Annotated in this window: 16 protein-coding genes; 2 read left to right on the top strand and 14 right to left on the bottom strand. The window is 68.6% G+C overall.

Annotated elements, in window-relative coordinates:
* Positions 1–14 precede the first annotated feature (14 nt).
* The 4 genes from BEP68_RS03550 to BEP68_RS03535 form a co-directional block, all read right to left on the bottom strand.
* Positions 15–2,024 (bottom strand): cytochrome c oxidase assembly protein, encoded by a 2,010-nt coding sequence (locus tag BEP68_RS03550; RefSeq protein ID WP_083569405.1) that lies wholly within the window; start codon positions 2,022–2,024, stop codon positions 15–17.
* Positions 2,025–2,109: 85 nt separating this feature from the next.
* Positions 2,110–2,397 carry an HU family DNA-binding protein gene (locus BEP68_RS03545; RefSeq protein WP_042541574.1) on the bottom strand — a complete coding sequence of 96 codons (288 nt, stop codon included), beginning with the start codon at positions 2,395–2,397 and terminating at the stop codon, positions 2,110–2,112.
* A 321-nt stretch (positions 2,398–2,718) separates the two neighbouring features.
* The gene (locus tag BEP68_RS03540) at positions 2,719–3,264 is read right to left on the bottom strand and encodes a helix-turn-helix domain-containing protein (RefSeq protein ID WP_187249223.1); all 546 of its coding nucleotides are present in this window, start codon (positions 3,262–3,264) and stop codon (positions 2,719–2,721) included.
* A 109-nt stretch (positions 3,265–3,373) separates the two neighbouring features.
* The gene (locus BEP68_RS03535; protein WP_187249222.1) at positions 3,374–3,982 is read right to left on the bottom strand and encodes a TetR/AcrR family transcriptional regulator; all 609 of its coding nucleotides are present in this window, start codon (positions 3,980–3,982) and stop codon (positions 3,374–3,376) included.
* Between the two features lie 125 nt (positions 3,983–4,107).
* Here BEP68_RS03535 and BEP68_RS03530 point away from each other — a divergent pair, with 125 nt between their 5' ends.
* Positions 4,108–4,935 carry an alpha/beta hydrolase gene (locus BEP68_RS03530; protein ID WP_187249221.1) on the top strand — a complete coding sequence of 276 codons (828 nt, stop codon included), beginning with the start codon at positions 4,108–4,110 and terminating at the stop codon, positions 4,933–4,935.
* A gap of 141 nt (positions 4,936–5,076) precedes the next feature.
* Here the strand turns inward: BEP68_RS03530 and BEP68_RS03525 are convergent, their stop codons facing one another.
* From BEP68_RS03525 to BEP68_RS03485, 9 genes are all read right to left on the bottom strand, one after another.
* On the bottom strand, positions 5,077–5,901 hold the full coding sequence (locus BEP68_RS03525; protein ID WP_187249220.1) for an endonuclease domain-containing protein: 825 nt from the start codon (positions 5,899–5,901) through the stop codon (positions 5,077–5,079).
* A gap of 286 nt (positions 5,902–6,187) precedes the next feature.
* The gene (gene rpsN / locus BEP68_RS03520) at positions 6,188–6,493 is read right to left on the bottom strand and encodes a 30S ribosomal protein S14 (protein WP_042540535.1); all 306 of its coding nucleotides are present in this window, start codon (positions 6,491–6,493) and stop codon (positions 6,188–6,190) included.
* A gap of 3 nt (positions 6,494–6,496) precedes the next feature.
* Positions 6,497–6,667, bottom strand: a complete 171-nt coding sequence (gene rpmG, locus BEP68_RS03515; RefSeq protein ID WP_017203558.1) for a 50S ribosomal protein L33 — start codon at positions 6,665–6,667, stop codon at positions 6,497–6,499.
* The gene (gene rpmB / locus BEP68_RS03510; protein WP_042540533.1) at positions 6,667–6,903 is read right to left on the bottom strand and encodes a 50S ribosomal protein L28; all 237 of its coding nucleotides are present in this window, start codon (positions 6,901–6,903) and stop codon (positions 6,667–6,669) included. The genes rpmG and rpmB overlap by 1 nt, the downstream gene beginning before the upstream one ends.
* 160 nt (positions 6,904–7,063) lie before the next feature.
* Complete coding sequence (locus BEP68_RS03505) at positions 7,064–9,184, bottom strand: alpha-galactosidase (protein WP_187249219.1); 2,121 nt, start codon at positions 9,182–9,184, stop codon at positions 7,064–7,066.
* A gap of 63 nt (positions 9,185–9,247) precedes the next feature.
* Entirely contained in the window at positions 9,248–10,582 is a 1,335-nt protein-coding gene (locus BEP68_RS03500; protein WP_187249218.1) for an ABC transporter substrate-binding protein, read from the bottom strand.
* Positions 10,583–10,670: 88 nt separating this feature from the next.
* Positions 10,671–11,576, bottom strand: a complete 906-nt coding sequence (locus BEP68_RS03495) for a carbohydrate ABC transporter permease (protein ID WP_410054836.1) — start codon at positions 11,574–11,576, stop codon at positions 10,671–10,673.
* Positions 11,573–12,502 (bottom strand): carbohydrate ABC transporter permease, encoded by a 930-nt coding sequence (locus tag BEP68_RS03490; RefSeq protein WP_053098126.1) that lies wholly within the window; start codon positions 12,500–12,502, stop codon positions 11,573–11,575. The genes BEP68_RS03495 and BEP68_RS03490 overlap by 4 nt, the downstream gene beginning before the upstream one ends.
* Complete coding sequence (locus BEP68_RS03485; protein ID WP_187249217.1) at positions 12,499–14,508, bottom strand: beta-galactosidase; 2,010 nt, start codon at positions 14,506–14,508, stop codon at positions 12,499–12,501. The genes BEP68_RS03490 and BEP68_RS03485 overlap by 4 nt, the downstream gene beginning before the upstream one ends.
* 140 nt (positions 14,509–14,648) lie before the next feature.
* Here BEP68_RS03485 and BEP68_RS03480 point away from each other — a divergent pair, with 140 nt between their 5' ends.
* Positions 14,649–15,659: a LacI family DNA-binding transcriptional regulator gene (locus BEP68_RS03480; protein ID WP_187249216.1), complete on the top strand. Its 1,011-nt coding sequence runs from the start codon at positions 14,649–14,651 to the stop codon at positions 15,657–15,659.
* On the opposite strand, the gene BEP68_RS03475 is transcribed toward BEP68_RS03480, so the two are convergent.
* Positions 15,599–16,327, bottom strand: coding sequence for a DNA-3-methyladenine glycosylase (locus tag BEP68_RS03475; protein WP_187249215.1), 729 nt, complete (start codon positions 16,325–16,327; stop codon positions 15,599–15,601). The two genes, BEP68_RS03480 and BEP68_RS03475, sit on opposite strands and share 61 nt — an antisense overlap.
* Positions 16,328–16,331: the final 4 nt, after the last annotated feature.

Raw genomic sequence — 16,331 nt, 5'->3', positions numbered from 1 at the left:
CGCCGGGAGCACGGTCACCGTGCGTCGCGCTCCGCCTGACGCAGGTCGCGCTCGGCGAGCGCCGCGAGCTTCTGGTTGTACTCCTCGAGCTCGGCCTCGCCCGTGCGGTCTGCATGACGGTCGCGGCGCTTCTGCAGCTTGGTGTCACTGCGGCTCCACTGGATCGCCACGGTGATCGCGAGGATCAGGGTCGGGATCTCTCCGATCGACCACGCTATGCCGCCGCCGATGTACTGATCCTCGATGGGCGTCGGGCCCCAGGTGCGCCCCATCGACCCGAACCAGTCGGCGACCATCAACCCCTCCTGCATCATGATCGCGACGCCGAAGAAGGCGTGCATGGCCATGATGGCGATCAGGGTGATGAGGCGCCCCGGGTAGGGCAGACGGTAGGGCACCGGGTCGGCGCCGACCAGGCTCAGCACGAACAGGTAGCCGGAGATGAGGAAATGCGCGACCATCCACTCGTGGCCGAGGTGCTCGAACATCGACCAGCGCACCAGGTCGGTGAAGTAGAACGCCCACAGCGACAGGATGAAGATGCCCGCCGCCACGAACGGGTGGGTGACGACCTTCGAGAACGGCGAGTGCACGGCCCACATGATCCATTCGCGACCACCGCGGGTGCCGTCGTCGCGCTTGTGGATCGCTCGAAGGGCCAGCGTGACCGGCGCCCCCGAGACGAGCAGCAGCGGGATCGCCATCGACAGCATCATGTGCCCCAGCATGTGCACGCTGAAGAGATACTCCTGATACGCGTTGATCGGGCCGCCCGTGACCCAGAGCAGCATCAGCATTCCCAGCACCCAGAACACGGTGCGGTGGATCGGCCAGCGGTCACCACGGAGCCGCAGTCGGCGCACGCCGACGAGGTAGAGGAAGAGGCCGAACCCGGCGGCCACCAGCCAGAGCACGTCGATGTCCCACGCCGTGAACCAGCGGTCGATCGTGAACTCCGGCGGCAGCGGGGAGCGGGTGAGGTTCTCGGCGGGGGTCTGCACGAACGCCGCCTCCTCGCCGGTGGGCGGGGGCGTGCGCGCGAGCGCGGCGGCAGCTCCCGAGGCCAGACCCATCAGAGCGACCTCGCACAGCACCAGCATCCAGAACCAGCGCGCGGCTCCGTCGTCCTCGAGCCGAGGGATCAGGCGGGTGCGATACCAGGCGCCCAGCATTCCCATACCGACGAGGAGCACGACCTTCGCGAGCAGGATGGTGCCGTACGGCGTCCAGAGCTGCGAGATGTCGCCGAACGAGACGACGGAGCGGGCGAGACCCGAGATCGCGACGACGGCGAACGCGGCGATCGCGAGACTCGAATAGCGGCTCACCAGCTGCGCCGTGCCCACGCCCGAGCGGTCGCGCAGGATCACGACGAGCAGCAGGCCGCCGAGCCACACGGCCGCGCCGATCGTGTGCAGCAGGATCGAGTTCACCGCGATGTTGTGACCGGCGAGCTCCCCGGAGTGACCCTGCGTCGCCAGCGGAAGGAAGGATGCCGCGGCGAGGATCGCCGTGATGAGCGTCGGCGTCCACGTGCGCCACGCGAACGCGAGCACGGTGATCACCGAGCCCATGATCGTGGTGATCAGCCAGGACTGACCGAGCGGCAGCTGCAGCAGGAATCGTCCGAGCTGCTCACCGAACTCGCGCTCGGCGCTCAGCTGCGGGTTGAAGGCCGCCATGAAGGTGAAGAATCCGCTGATGCCGGCGGTGACCGTGAAGACGGCAGCGCCGGCCGAGGCCGTGTTGAGCGCCGTGTCGAATGACTTCTCCTCGCTGCGCAGGGCGAACAGCGCCAGCACGAGCGAGCCCAGCATCGCCGCGGCCGCGATGTTCATCACGAGCTTGACGATGGGGGTGGCCCAGCGCACGAAGGGACCCGGATCCTGCAGAAGCAGCGGAGCCGCGCCTCCGCCGATCACGAGGGCGAAGATCACGCCGATCAGTCCGGTCGCGAGCAGGATGCCGATTCCGGCCGCGCGATACGCGGAGCGGGTCGGGGTCTGCACGGCGCGGGCACTCACCCCTCCAGCCTAAGCCGCGGATCCGGGGAGGACGCACGAAGGCCGCCCCCGACGGATCGGGAGCGGCCTTCGAAGAGGTGCGGTCTTACTTGACGGCAGCCTTGAGCTTGGAACCAGCGGTCACCTTGACGCGGTGGCCGGCCGGGATCTTGATCTCGGCGCCGGTCTGCGGGTTGCGGCCCGTGCGAGCTGCGGTCGCGACCTGCTCGAACGAGATCCAGCCCGGGATCGAGACCTTGCTGCCCTTGGCAACAGCGTCGGAGACCGAGGAGAACAGCGCGTCGAGGACACCCGAGACGGTGGCCTGGCTCTGGCCGGTGGCAGAAGCGATGCTCGCGACGAGCTCGGTCTTGGTGATGGACTTGTCAGCCATGTCATCCTCCAGCGACGAGGTTCCCGTCGCATCGTTGTGGTTCAGAGGGCTGCTGCCCTCCGTTGGTCGAGTGACCGCCTTGAATGTACCAACCACCACCCACATTTCCGCGTCATTTCGCGGGTTTTGGGCTTTTCGGCGGCGTGTCGTGGGGCAGAAGTGACGAATGTGACTCGTGGGGCATCGATTTCAGCCCGCCTGGCGGCCTCATCGTGGGAAGGCGATCTCTTGCCGCGAAGGGGCGGAATCACCGTTCAATCCTTGCGTGAGAGAGATCTCCTTCGCTCGGCGCGCGCAGATCAGCCCGGGCGACGACGCGTCTCAGGTCGGTTCGGGCGTCGTCGTGGCGGTCGGGGATGCGTCGTCGGCCGCGGCGGAGGCCATCGCGGCGCGGCGCTTCGCACGACGGGTGCGGGTCTCCTTCGACAACGGAAACCGGGCGTCCAGCCGTGGCTCGAGGACGATCCGACGCAGCGCAGTGAGGATCACATACCCGCCCACCCAGTAGGACAGGAACAGCACGAGTCCATACGAGAACGTGAAGCTCAGCAGCGTGCACACGATGCCGATGCCGACATAGAGCCAGGTCCAGGCGTGGGCGATGCGATCACGCGCGGCCTGCTGGTCATCCGTGCGCTGCTGCAGCGAATCGACCCGGCTGCTGAGTGCCTCATCGTCGATCGTGGCGAAGAGGTCCCGCACCGGCACCTGCAGCGCATCCGCTACCAGAGACAGCGTCTCCAGGCTCGCATCCTGTCCGGCTTCCAGGCGCTGCACGGTTCTGAGTCCCACGCCGCTCTCGGTCGCCAGTCGTTCCTGAGTCCACCCCTGCGCCTGGCGCAGTTCCGTGATCCGTGTCGTGTTCATGTCCTCCATGCTCTCCAGCGGCCCCGATCCGCCGCCACGCCACCGAGCCGCCAGTCAGCCGCCAGCTGGCCGCCATCGACCCGCCGCCATCCGCCGCCCCGTCGCCGCGTCAGAGCGGGCGGTGGGCGGCGACCACCGAGCGCGCGGTGCGCTCGAACGCCGGCGTGACCCGCTCGTCTCCGTCGAGGTACCCGCCGACGAGCGCGGCGTCGCGCAGCAGCACGAGGGACGCCGCGACATCGACGGGGCTCTCGAGGCCGGCCTGCTCGGCGACGGCCTGCAGCGTCGAGCGGAACCACTCCCGGTGCTCGTCGATCAGCAGACGGACGGCACCGTCGGCATCCGGATACTCCGCTGCCGCGTTGATGAACGGGCAGCCACGCGTGTGCCGGAGGCGGATGTCGGCGGCGATGCCGTCGATCACGGCGTCGACCAGCTGCGCAGGATCCGTCACCGCCTCGCCCGCGTCGGCGAACATCGCGCGGAGCATCTCGTCTTCGTTGCGCAGGTACGCGAGGACGAGGTTCTCCTTGCCGCCGAACTGGTTGTAGAGCGTCGCCCTGGTGACCGCGGCCTCATCGATGATGCGGTCGACGCCGACCGCATGGATCCCCTCTTCGTAGAAGAGCCTGGTGGCGGTGTCGATCAGCCGGGTGCGGGCTGCGCTGGGCCGCTTAGGAGCCGTCGTCGGAGCGGAGCTGGAAGTCGTGGTCTTCATGATGATCCCTCTCATCGTGTCATCCGATTCGGGTTTTCGGGAATAGGTTGTGCTAGATAGAACGTTCGGTCTACTATCAGCGTAATGCACTCGCACCGGGCGGGGCAGACACAGGAGAAGAAACGATGAACAGCACTGACAAGACCCCGATCGTCCTGATCCACGGACTCTGGATGACGCCGAAGAGCTGGGACACGTGGGCCGAGCGGTTCCGCGCGCAGGGCCACGAGGTGATCATCCCGGGATGGCCCGGGATCGACGACCGCTCCGTCGAGGACATCCGCCGCGACCCGTCGGCCCTCAAGGGGATCGGCCTGAAGCAGATCGCCGACAACTACGAGCGCATCATCCGTGCGCTTCCGGTCAAGCCGATCATCATGGGCCACTCGTTCGGCGGCGTGCTCACCCAGATGCTCGCCGACCGCGGCCTCGGCGCCGCCTACGTGGGCGTGGCCCCGGGACAGACCGCCGGCGTCACCGCACTGCCCCTCTCGACCCTGTGGACCGGAACGCCGATCCTCTCCAACCCCTTCGGCATCAACGGAGCCAAGCCGCTGTCGAAGCGCCACTTCCACTTCACGTTCGGCAACGACCTCCCCCGCGCAGCATCCGACGCCCTCTGGGAGGAGTACGCCGTGAACTCCTACAACAAGGTCTTCTTCGAGGGCGTGACCTCGGTGCTCAACGAGAAGGGCGGAGTCACCCACGTCGACTACGCACGCGCCGACCGCGCCCCGCTGCTCGTCATCACCGGCGAGATCGACCACGTCGTGCCCCCGGCCATCGGACGCGCGATCGTGAAGAAGTACCACTCGTCCGGCAGCACCGCCATCGTCGAGTACAAGGAGTATGCGGGCCGCACCCACCGTCTCGTCAGCCAGGACGGCTGGGAGGAGATCGCCGACTACGCGCTCACCTGGGCGGTGGAGCACGCGGCAGCATCCGTCGCCTGATGCGGGGCGCTGCGGCGCCTCGGAGGGCATCCGCGATACGGAGAGCGCCTCGATGTGCGAAGGAGATCTCGCGCAGCGAAGGACTGGATGAGGCATTCGGTCCTTCGCTGGGTGAGATCTCCTTCTCTGCAAGCGAGGACATCAGCCGAGATGCCTGCCCTGAGCGACCGCATCCATGATGATCGCCTGCACTTCTGGCCAGCGAGCCATGATCTGCTCGTACCCGAACCGCAGCACGTGATAGCCACGGAGCATGAGCTGTGCGTCATGCTCGATGTCCGTCATCCGCCGTGCTCCGACGTGTGTCGCTCCGTCGATCTGAATCACCAGGCGCTCGCCGATCAGGAGGTCGACACGGTGTCCGTGCAGCCACGCCTGCTGCACCATCGCAAGACCCAACCACCGCAGCCTCGACACGAAGATCGTCTCGAGACCCGAGTCCGAGAACGGCCTGGCGGATTCGAGCAGCTCCCGGGCGGCGGGCGGCAGCTCGAATCGCGACAGCACACGCTCGTCGACGAGCCCCTTGTTCAGAGCCGACTCCCAGATCACCAGGGCGGTCTCTCTCGGCTGGCAGCGCGCCACCAGGGCGAGGGTGTTGACGAGCCCGTCCACGGTGGAGTCTGGGTCGCGCTGAACCACCGGGCGCGACCAGTGGACGACGACCTGCGACGGCACCCGCACGCGGGCGGCATTCGGGCGGGCAGCCACGTGGACGGACGATGCGTTCGGCACCCACAACCCCATGCGCTCGGCTGCGGTGACGCAGGTGATGACGACCCCGCGAGTCGCGGCGCCCACGACGATCGGGTCGGCGTCGGGCAGCGCAATCCATCCTCGACGGATCGATCTCACCGCACCGAGCTCCTTCGCACGGCGCAGTGTGTGAGCGCTCACCCCGAGTGACCGAAGTCGCTCGACGCGCGCGACCCCACCCTGACGTTCGAGCTCGGTGACCGCATCCATCAGGCGATACTCCCCCGTGGTCGGCTTCCGAGGAGGCCGCGCACCCGGCCCCTGTAGAGAACCGTGAACTCGGCCCCTCGGTGCAGAGCGACTGCTGCGAAGGAGATCTCATGCAACGAAGGAGCGAATGGCGCAGCATCCCCTTCTCAGCGAGAGATCCCCTTCGCAGCGAGCGCCGCAACACGAGTCGCGAATGCCGGGATGCGGACGCCGGACACAGGCCCGGGGACAGCGAAAGGGGCGAGCATCCGAAGATCCTCGCCCCTTTCGGCTTGTCTGCTGAGACTTACCAGCTGGACTTGGTGACACCGGGCAGCTCGCCACGGTGTGCCATGTCACGGAAGCGGACGCGCGAGACGCCGAACTTCGTGAGGACACCGCGGGGGCGGCCGTCGATGACGTCGCGCGAACGCACGCGAGCCGGCGACGCGTTGCGCGGCAGCTTCTGCAGGCCGACGCGTGCGGCCTCGCGGGCCTCGTCGGTGGCGTTCGGGTCGACCAGGGTCTTCTTCAGCTCGGCGCGACGCTCTGCGTAACGCTCGACGATGACCTTGCGCTGCTCGTTGCGAGCGATCTTGCTCTTCTTAGCCATTGATCAACGCTCCTCTCGGAATTCGACGTGCTGACGGATGACCGGGTCGTACTTCTTGAGCACGAGGCGGTCGGGGGTGTTGCGGCGGTTCTTCTTGGTCACGTACGTGTAGCCCGTACCTGCCGTGGAGCGCAGCTTGATGATCGGACGTACGTCCTGAGCCTTCTTGGCCATTAGAGCTTCACACCCTTCGCCTGGAGGTCCTTGACCACGTTCTCGATGCCGCGGACGTCGATCACCTTGATGCCCTTGGCGGACACGTTGAGCGTGATCTTACGACCGAGCGAAGCGACGAAATAGGTCTTCTTCTGCACGTTCGGGTCGAAGCGACGCTTCGTCCGGCGGTGCGAGTGCGAGACGTTGTGACCGAAGCCGGGAACAGCTCCTGTCACCTGGCACACTGCTGCCATGATGTGACTCCTTCTATACCGTGAGACCGGACGGTCTCACCCAAGATCCCTTGTCTGCGCGCCACCCCGCATCGCCGATCTCTCGGCCGAAGAAGGGGAAGCACGCGAACTACGCACAGGAGTGTGCGCAGACAAAGAGTCAGTTTAGCACGACCCCGAGTCAGACCCGAACGACCTCGAGCAGCAGCGCCGCCCCCGGCGCGAGCAGGGGCAGGGGCACCCCGACCGTCTCGAAGAACGCGCCGGTCGCCTCGATCCCGGCATCCAGCCAGGCGGGGTCCGAGACCTGGTGCCGCGTCGCGGTGCCCAGCTCGTCCCGCACCCGCAGCCGGTAGCGCCCGCCGGGCTGCAGTCCGGGGATGCGGGTGCGCGGCGTGAACGCGTCGACCGACGCACCCTGCCGCACCCACGCGAACACACCGCGCGAGCCGTCGACCGCGACGACGCCGTGCAGCAGCGTCTCGTCGTCGACCTCGTCGCTGCGCACGGTGACGCCGTAGTGCAACAGCGGCCGCAGCTCGCGATAGAGCGCCGTCCAGCGGGCCAGCGCCTCCCGCTCGTCATCCGTGCACCGCGTGATGTCCCACTCGATGCCGGCGTGCCCGAACAGCGCGGTGGCCATGCGGAACGGCAGGGATGCCGCGCGATGCGTCGTCTCGGCGACCGGCGGACCGACGTGAGACCCCACGACCTCCGGGGGCACGAGAGTACCGGTCCAGCGCTGGATCTGCTGCCGTTCGATCGGATCGTTCGAGTCCGAGCCCCAGACGCGCTGGGTGCGCTGGAGCACCCCGAGGTCGACGCGGGCTCCGCCGCTCGCGCACGACTCGATCTCGAGAGAGGGATGCCGCTCGCGCAGCGCGTCGAGCAGGGCGTAGAAGGCGGCCGTCTGAGCGTGCACGGACGCGCGGCCGGTGTGCGGCGACACCGCGGCGTGCAGGTCGCGGTTGTGGTCCCACTTGATGAAGTCGATGCCGATCTTGGAGACCAGGGCGTCGATGCGCTCCAGCAGGTGGGCCGCAGCATCCGGGTTCGCCAGGTCGAGCACCTTCTGATGCCGCCAGGTGGGCGAGTCGGGCGCGGCCTGCAGCACCCAGTCCGGATGCTGCGCGGCGAGGTCGGAGACCGGGTTCACCATCTCGGGCTCGAACCAGAGACCGAACTGCATCCCGAGACCGTGCACCTGATCGGCGAGCGGCCGCAGCCCCTTCGGCCACTTGGCGTCGTCGATGAACCAGTCGCCGAGTCCTGATCGGTCGTCGGGGCGTCCGCGGAACCATCCGTCGTCGAGCACGAACCGCTCGACGCCGACGGATGCCGCAGCCTCGGCCAGCTCGATGATCTTCGCGGGGTCATGGTCGAAGTACACGGCCTCCCAGGTGTTGAGCACGAGAGGACGCGGCGTCGTGGGGTGTGCGGAGAACGCGCGGACGGTCTGATGCAGGCGGGCCGACACGGAGTCGAGCCCGCTCTCGCCGTAGGCGAGGAACACCTGCGGCGAGACGTAGGTCTCCCCCGCGCCGAGCCGGATCTCGCCGGGCAGCAGCAGTTCTCCCCCGCCGAGCACCGCCCCGTGAACGCCGGCACCCTCGGGAAGACGCTCGACGCCGACTTCGAGGTCCCCGCTCCACGCGACGTGCGCGGTCCACAGTTCCCCTCGGCGGAAGCCGAACCCGTCGGTGCCGATCGCGGTCAGGTACGGGGCGTCGTGTCCACCACGACCGCGGCGCACCTGACGCAGGTGCGCTCCGTGGCGCAGGGCGCCTCGCTGTGGTCGCCGCTCGCCCGTCCAGCGTCCGGTGTGATCGAGCACCTCGGTCGCATGTGCGGGGATCGGCAGCAGGATGCGCGCGGCGAGCAGGTCGAGCGGCTCGGCAGCATCCGCCGTGCTCGTCACCGACACCTGGGCGGTGAGCACGCCGACGGCATCCAGCTCGAGATCGAGGACGACGGATGCGCCGGCCGCGGGATCCGCGAACTCCCCGCGCAGCGATGACTCCGTCGCCTTCCACCCGGTCGAGCGCAGCAGCGGCGCGCTGTGCAGCCCGCCGCGGTGCCAGGCGAGCGCCGGGGCGCCGGACCATCCGTCGGCTTCGACGGCCAGCAGCGGGAAGGTGCGCGAGGCGTCGAACGAGCTGAACGTCACAGCCCCGGTCGACGACACCGCGAGTGCGTCGAGGTCGGCGGTGTCGAGCGCCGCTCCCCAGTGCAGCAGTCGCGCACTCGTCGTGTCGATGACGACGCTGACGCCGGCCGAGGTCAGGTGGACGAGTTCGCTCATTGCCGCTCCAGACGAAAAGGGGGAGGCCCGCCCGTGAGCATACGGGCGGGCCTCCGAGAGGTGTTACTCCGTGACGGGGATCGATGCGGCCTTGAGCGCGTCGATGGTCGCCGTCTGGCCCTTCTCGATCGCGTCGAGCAGAGTGCCGTTGCCCGAGACCGCTGCCTTGAAGCCGTCGGACACGTCCGAGTAGGTCTGGGTCATGGTCGGGCCCCACGCGAAGTCGGGCGAGACCTGGGTGGCGGCGTCGGCGAAGACGTCGTAGATCTTCTGTCCGCCGTAGAACTCGACGCCCTCGGCGTAGACCGGCAGCTCGAGACCGGCTGTCGTGGCCGGGTAGAGGTTGGCGGCCTCGGCGAGCGCGGTCAGCGCCTCATCCGACGTGTTGAGCCACAGCGCGAACTTCGTCGCCTCGTAGACGTGCTCGCTGCCCTTGAGGACAGCGGTCGACGACCCGCCCCAGTTGCCGGCCGCGGTGCCGCCGGCCTCCCACTGCGGCAGCGGTGCGACGGCCCAGGAGCCGGCGGTGTCGGGGGCTCCGCTGGAGATCGAGTTGGCGCCCCAGACGGCGGAGTTCCAGGTCCAGACCTGACCGGAGTTGTAGGCGTTGTTCCACTCGTCGGTCCAGGCGGGAACCGTGGCGACGAGGTCGTCGTCGAGCATGCTCTGCCAGAAGTCGGCGACCGTGGTGGTCGCGTCGTCGGCCAGCGACACCGTCCAGCCCTCGTCGTCGCTCGAGAACCACTGAGCGCCGTCCTGCCAGGCGAACCCGGCGAACTGGTTGATGTCCGACTGCGAGAAGTTGGTGATGTATCCGCCGAGGTCACGGATCTTCACGGCCGCCTCGCGGTACTCGTCCCACGTGGTGGGGATGGCGATGCCGTTCTGCTCGAACAGGTCGGCGCGGTAGAACAGCGCCATGGGGCCGGTGTCCTGCGGAACGCCGTAGACGCCCTCGGTGCCGAGGGTGACCTGTCCCCAGGCCCAGTCGACGAACTGGTCCTCCGCGGCGACGACGTCCTCACAGGCGCTGAGGTCTTCGAGGCCGTCCTGCACGAGGAAGTTCGGCAGCGCGTCGTACTCGATCTGACCGAGGTCGGGCGCATCGCCGGCCTTGATCTGGTTGAAGAAGTTCTGGTACGTGCCGCCGTTGCCGTTCGGGCCGGTCTGCACGTCGACCTGGATCTCGGGGTTGGCCTCGTTCCAGATCTCGACGACGTCTTCGATGCCGGGGATCCAGGAGGTGAACTCGAGCGTGACGTCGCCGTCCGCCGGGGTGCACGCGGCGGCGGCGTCGCCGCCGGTGCCGGAGCTGTCTCCGCCGGACGCCGAGCAACCGGCGAGCGCGAGTGCCGAGATGGCGATGACAGCGGCTGCCTTCATCTTCGAATGCTGCATTTCGATCCTTTCGTGGATGCGATGGGGGTGGTGCGGTAGGGATGGTGCGGTGGTGCGGGCCGTCCGGTCGGTCCGGGCGGCCGCCTGCTCACTTCAGGGCGCCGGCGCCCAGTCCGTTGCGCCAGAAGCGCTGGAGCAGGAGGAAGGTGACGATCAGCGGGATGACCGACAGCAGAGCGCCGATCAGCACGAGACCACGGAGTTCCGGCAGCTGGTTCAGCTGGTTGTTCCAGTTGTAGAGACCGAAGACGACCGGGAAGAGGTCTTCGGATCGCAGCATGATCATCGGCAGGAAGAAGTTGTTCCAGATGGCGACGAACTGGAAGAGGAACATCGTCACCAGCGCGGGCGTCATCAGTCGGATGCTGACCGTGAAGAACGTGCGGATCTCGCCCGCGCCGTCGAGCCGACTCGCCTCGAGCAGTTCGTCGGGAACGGAGGAGGCCGCGAAGATCCGCGCCAGGTAGACGCCGAACGGACTCACGATCGACGGCAGGAACACCGACCAGAACGTGTTGGTCAGCTGCGCCTGGCTGAAGATGAGGAACAGCGGCAGCGCGAGGGCCGTGGCCGGAACCAGCACTCCGCCGAGCACGATGTCGAACATCAGGTCGCGGCCCGGGAACCGGTACTTCGCGAGGGCGTAGCCGGCCATGGCGGCGAGCAGGGTCGCGATGGCGCCGCCGAGCGCGGCGTAGAGCACCGAGTTCAGCAGCCAGCGCAGGTAGACGCCGTCGCGGTAGGCGAACAGCTCGGCGATGTTGTCGAGCAGGTGGAAGTCGGCGAACCACAGCGGGGCGGTGGTCAGGATGTCGCCGGTCTCCTTGCTCGACGCGACGAGCAGCCACCACAGCGGCAGCAGGAAGTAGACCGTGAACACGGCCATGATCAGCATGGCGCCGGTGCGGGAGATGCCCGATTCGCGAGCACCCTTTCTGCGCGGGGCCTGTGCGCGCGAGCCCCGACCGGGGGCGACGATCGTCATGGTGCTCATGCGTTCTGCTCCTTGCGCTGCATGTACTTCATGAATCCGAACGACAGCACGAACGTCGTCACGGCCAGCACGACCGAGAAGGCGGCCGCGAGGTTGGTGTTCGGGATGGATGCCGTGGCGTATACGGTCATGTTCGGGGTGAACGTGCTCGTGACCGCCGAGCTGAACGAACGGAAGACCTGCGGTTCGGCGAGCAGCTGCAGCGTGCCGATGATCGAGAAGATCGCGGTCATCACGATCGCCGGGCGCACCAGCGGGATCTTGATCGACCAGGCGATGCGCCACTGTCCGGCGCCGTCGAGGATGGCCGCCTCGTAGAGCTCCTGGGGGATCGAGAGCAGCGCCGAGTAGATGATCAGCATGTTGTAGCCGACGTAGACCCACGTCACGACGTTCGCGATCGACCACAGCACGAGGTCTGCCCCGAGGAAGTCGATGTTCTTGGTGATCGCGGTGAACGGCGAGAGGTTCGGCGAGAACAGCGAGCCCCACATGATCGCGGCGATGACACCGGGCACCGCATACGGCACGAAGAACGCGAGGCGGAAGAAGCGCTTGCCGCGGACGAGCGGCGAGTCCAGCAGCAGCGCGAACAGCAGGGCCAGGCCGAGCATGACCGGCACCTGCACGACGCCGAAGGTCAGCATCCGCCCCATCGATGCCCAGAAGGCCTCGTTCTGGAAGACGAGCACGTACTGCGTGAAGCCGCCGAACACCTGCTCGGCCTTGCCGAAGGTGCCGTCGCGCTCGACCACGAGCAGGGACTGCCAGAACGCGTAGGCGATGGGGACGACGTAGAACAGCGCGAACAGCACGCCGAAGGGCACGATGAGGAACGCGATGGCGCCCTTGTGCGGGATCCGTCGGCGGCGGCCCGGCGCCTTCGGCGCTGAGGCGACCGCCGGAGCGGCGAGCGTGGTGGTCATACATCCTCCTTGATGATGCGGACCGCACCGGCCGGCACCGGGCCGGTGGCGCAGGCGTCGGTGACGAGGTCGTGACCTGCGGCCGCGACCTCGGCATCCGTGGATCCGTGGTTGATGACGAACAGGAACGAGCCGGCATCGCCGGTGCGGCGCACGATCTCGACGTCGGGTCCGGCGCCGGGGACGAGCGCGACACCCGCGGATGCGGCGAGCCGTGCGATCAGTGCGCGGTAGTCCTCGCGAGCGGGCTGGGTGCCGAGGAACCAGGCCTCGCCCGCTCCCGTCGCGCGCCGCGTGATCGCGGGGCGTCCGGCGGCGGGGCCGTCGACGAACGACGCGATGACCTCGGCATCCGTGGCCTTCAGGCGCTCGCTCCACACTGTCGCGGTCGTGCCGTCGGTCAGGGTGACGGTCTCGTCGGGACGCAGGGGCGTGAACTCCTCCGAGCGGATGCCGAGCAGGTCGCGGAACGCGCCGGGATAGCCGCCGGTGCGCACTCTGTCTTCTTCGTCGACGATGCCGCTGAAGAAGGTGATCAGTGCTGTCGCGCCGTTCTCGACCGCGCGGGCGATCGCCGCGGCATCCGCATCGCCGATGAGGTGCAGCGCGGGGACGATCAGCAGGCGGTGGCCGTCGAGGTCGGCGCCGGGGCGCACGACGTCTGTCGTGACGCCGGCATCCGCCAGCGCGGCATGCGCGGCATGCACCTGGCCGAGGTAGGTCAGCGCCTCGCTCGGACGGCCCTCGTTCTCGGCGGCCCACCAGCTCTCCCAGGAGAAGAACAGTGCGGCGTCGGCGACGACGCGCGTCCCGGCGACCTCGCCCAGGCGATCGAGGAGTCCGCCGAGCGCGACGACCTCGCGCCACTGGTCGGAGTCCTCGCCCGCGTGCGGCACGAGTGCCGTGTGGTACTTCTCGGCGCCCTGGGTCGACGCCCGCCACTGGAAGAAGCAGATGCCGTCGGCGCCGCGCGCGATGTGGGCGGCGATGTTGCGCTGCAGCTCACCGGGAGCCTTGGCGAGGTTGTAGGGCTGCCAGTTCACTGCGCCGGTCGAGGTCTCCATGAGCAGCCACGGCGCACCCTGGGCGAGGCCGCGGGTGAGGTCGGCGGCGAACGAGAGCTCGCCTCGCGCGTCGTCGAGGCGACGGTCGAGGTAGTGGTCGTTGGCGATCAGATCCATCTCGCCCGCCCACGACCAGTAGTCGAGATTGCGGATGTGCGCGGTGACCATGAAGTTGGTCGTCACCGGCACGTCGCTCCGCTCGCGCAGGATCGCCGCTTCGGCGCGGTAGAGCGCGAGCTGCTCGTCGGAACTGAAGCGCTGGAAGTCGAGGATCTGCCCCGGGTTGCGCAGCGAGAGGGCCTGAGCGGGCACCCGCACGTCGTCGAAGTCGCTGTAGCGCTGGCTCCAGAATGTCGTGCCCCACGCGCGGTTCAGCGCGTCGATGTCGGCGTACCGCTCGCGCAGCCAGCCACGGAAGGCCTCGGCGCTCGTGTCGCAGTAGCAGAGCGCGTTGTGGCAGCCCAGCTCGTTCGACACGTGCCAGAGCGCGACGGCCGGGTGGTCGCCGTAGCGTTCGACGACACGGGTGACGACCTCGGCGGCGTACGCGCGGAAGAGGGGCGAGCTCGGGCAGTACCCCTGACGACCGCCCTGCTGGAAGACGGTCCCGTCTTCGCCGACCGGCAGGATCTCGGGATGCTGCGCGGTGAGCCACGGTGCGGGCGAGGCCGTGCCGGTGCCGAGGTTGATGCGGATGTCCGCGGCGTGCAGCAGCGCGATGATCTCGTCGAGCGCCGCGAAGTCCCACACTCCCCTGGCGGGGTTGATCGACGACCAGCCGAAGATGTTGATCGCCACGAGACCCACGCCGGCCTGCTGCATGAGCCGCACGTCGTCGGGCCAGACGCTGCGGTCCCACTGCTCCGGGTTGTAGTCGCATCCGAAGACGAGGCCGCGCCCTGCGGAGAGGGTGGCGATGCGGTCGGACACAGCGGCGGCCATCGGTGACGCTCCTTTGCGGATCATGTGTGCACGTGCACAGTCCGCTGCGTCGAAACAGCGATCGGGATTTCTGTGAACGTGCACACATCGTCGCATGTCGTGGCGAATCCCGTCAAGTCCGGGTCGCTAGGCTGTCGATCATGAGCACTTCGGCCCGTCGTCGCAGCACCGTGCACGATGTCGCGCGCGTCGCCGGAGTCTCCAGAGGAACCGTCAGCCGCGTGATCAACGGCGGCTACGTGTCGGACGCCGCGCGCACCGCGATCGAAGAGGCGATCCGCGAGGTCGGCTACGTGCCGAACACCGCCGCCCAGAACCTCGTGCGACAGCGCACCCAGGCCATCGCGTTCATCGTGCACGAGCCGCACGCGCTGTTCCTCGAAGACCCCAACATCGGCGCGATCATGCTCGGCACGAACGAGACTCTCTCCGAGGCGGACTACCAGATGGTCTGCCTCGTGGTCGACTCGGTGCGAGACACCGAACGCGTCGCGCGCTACCTCAACGGCGGGTTCGTCGACGGCGCTGTGATCGTCTCGGCCCGAGCGCAGGATCCGATCACCAAGGCCGTGATGCGACTCGACCTGCCTGTCGCCTACGTCGGCCACCCACCCGACGTCGATGCCGCCTGGGTCGGCGTCGACAACCGCGGCGCCGCGCAAGCCGTCACCTCACGTCTGCTGGCGACCGGTCGCACGAGGGTCGGCATGATCGCCGCCGCCCTCGACCGCGACTCGGGCACCGATCGACTCGCCGGATTCACCGACGCTCTCGGCGACGACTTCGATCCGGACCTCGTCGAAGAGGTGCCGCTGTACTCCTACGCCGACGGAGCCGCCGCCATGAAGCAACTGCTCGACCGAGCACCCGACATCGACGGAGTCTTCGCCGCGTCCGACGCGGTGGCCGCCGGAGCGATGTGGGCGCTGCGCGAAGCGGGGCGGCGTGTGCCGGATGACGTCGGCGTGGTCGGCTTCGACAACAGCACGTGGGCGACGCGCACCACCCCGCTGCTCTCGACCGTCGACCAGCCTGCCGAAGGTCTCGGGGCCGCGGCCGCGGCATCCGTCCTCGCGCAGCTGCGCGACGATCAGCGTCCGCGTGAGGGCATCATGCTGCCGACGCCCGTGGTGTGGAGAGACTCGGCCTGAGCGCCCCTCCCCCAGCGGAACGGCGAGACCGTCGGGTCACCGGAGATCCAGAAGCGCCAGGGGAATGCCGCGGTCCCGGCGATGCCGGCCACACCGACCCTCGGCCCGGTCGCCACATCGGTCACCGGTTCGTCACGCAGCCACAGCTCGGCGCGGGCGCCCGCGAACTCCGCTCCGGTGATCGCGTCGATGCCGTCGTGGATCGGATGCCGCAGGCCCGCCGACTGGCCGAATCGACCGGGCCCCCGCGCGAGGTCGCGCAGCGCAGTCGCCGTCAGAGGGGGCGTCGCACGGCGGCGCACCGCGACGGCATCCGCCCCGTGCACCACCTCGCCCGCCCGCAGCAGGATCCCGCCCGCCTGACCCTCGGGGCCCGAGACGACGTTCACGCACGAGTGGATGCCGTGACTCAGATAGACGTACAGGTGCCCCGGCTCGCCCCACATCGTCGCGTTGCGTGCGGTGCGCCCCATGCGCGCGTGCGACCCGGGGTCGGCCGCCGGTCCCGTGCCCTGCCCGTGATAGGCCTCGACCTCGGTGAGTCGGAGTCGCACCTCGGAGCCGGCCACGACGGTGCGCAGCTCACCGCCGAGCAGCAGCGGAGCGACCTCGACCGGCAGCCCGCTCAGCTCGGCGCGGGTCGCTCGGTGCAGGGCATCCGTCGGCATGGGC

The organism is Microbacterium sp. 4-7 (assembly GCF_014332665.1).
GTDB lineage: Bacteria > Actinomycetota > Actinomycetes > Actinomycetales > Microbacteriaceae > Microbacterium.
The sequence above is the reverse complement of the archived record's forward strand: the minus strand, read 5'-3'. Positions and strand labels throughout refer to the sequence as shown.

What these genes read in the sequence shown, in the direction of transcription:
- BEP68_RS03490 (WP_053098126.1), bottom strand. Translation starts at nt 12,502, where the DNA reads ATGACCACCACGCTCGCCGCTCCGGCGGTCGCCTCAGCGCCGAAGGCG.
- BEP68_RS03545 (WP_042541574.1), bottom strand. Translation starts at nt 2,397, where the DNA reads ATGGCTGACAAGTCCATCACCAAGACCGAGCTCGTCGCGAGCATCGCT.
- BEP68_RS03485 (WP_187249217.1), bottom strand. Translation starts at nt 14,508, where the DNA reads ATGGCCGCCGCTGTGTCCGACCGCATCGCCACCCTCTCCGCAGGGCGC.
- BEP68_RS03540 (WP_187249223.1), bottom strand. Translation starts at nt 3,264, where the DNA reads ATGAACACGACACGGATCACGGAACTGCGCCAGGCGCAGGGGTGGACT.
- BEP68_RS03505 (WP_187249219.1), bottom strand. Translation starts at nt 9,184, where the DNA reads ATGAGCGAACTCGTCCACCTGACCTCGGCCGGCGTCAGCGTCGTCATC.
- BEP68_RS03530 (WP_187249221.1), top strand. Translation starts at nt 4,108, where the DNA reads ATGAACAGCACTGACAAGACCCCGATCGTCCTGATCCACGGACTCTGG.
- rpmG (WP_017203558.1), bottom strand. Translation starts at nt 6,667, where the DNA reads ATGGCCAAGAAGGCTCAGGACGTACGTCCGATCATCAAGCTGCGCTCC.
- BEP68_RS03480 (WP_187249216.1), top strand. Translation starts at nt 14,649, where the DNA reads ATGAGCACTTCGGCCCGTCGTCGCAGCACCGTGCACGATGTCGCGCGC.
- BEP68_RS03495 (WP_410054836.1), bottom strand. Translation starts at nt 11,576, where the DNA reads ATGAGCACCATGACGATCGTCGCCCCCGGTCGGGGCTCGCGCGCACAG.
- BEP68_RS03525 (WP_187249220.1), bottom strand. Translation starts at nt 5,901, where the DNA reads ATGGATGCGGTCACCGAGCTCGAACGTCAGGGTGGGGTCGCGCGCGTC.
- BEP68_RS03500 (WP_187249218.1), bottom strand. Translation starts at nt 10,582, where the DNA reads ATGCAGCATTCGAAGATGAAGGCAGCCGCTGTCATCGCCATCTCGGCA.
- rpmB (WP_042540533.1), bottom strand. Translation starts at nt 6,903, where the DNA reads ATGGCAGCAGTGTGCCAGGTGACAGGAGCTGTTCCCGGCTTCGGTCAC.
- rpsN (WP_042540535.1), bottom strand. Translation starts at nt 6,493, where the DNA reads ATGGCTAAGAAGAGCAAGATCGCTCGCAACGAGCAGCGCAAGGTCATC.
- BEP68_RS03475 (WP_187249215.1), bottom strand. Translation starts at nt 16,327, where the DNA reads ATGCCGACGGATGCCCTGCACCGAGCGACCCGCGCCGAGCTGAGCGGG.
- BEP68_RS03535 (WP_187249222.1), bottom strand. Translation starts at nt 3,982, where the DNA reads ATGAAGACCACGACTTCCAGCTCCGCTCCGACGACGGCTCCTAAGCGG.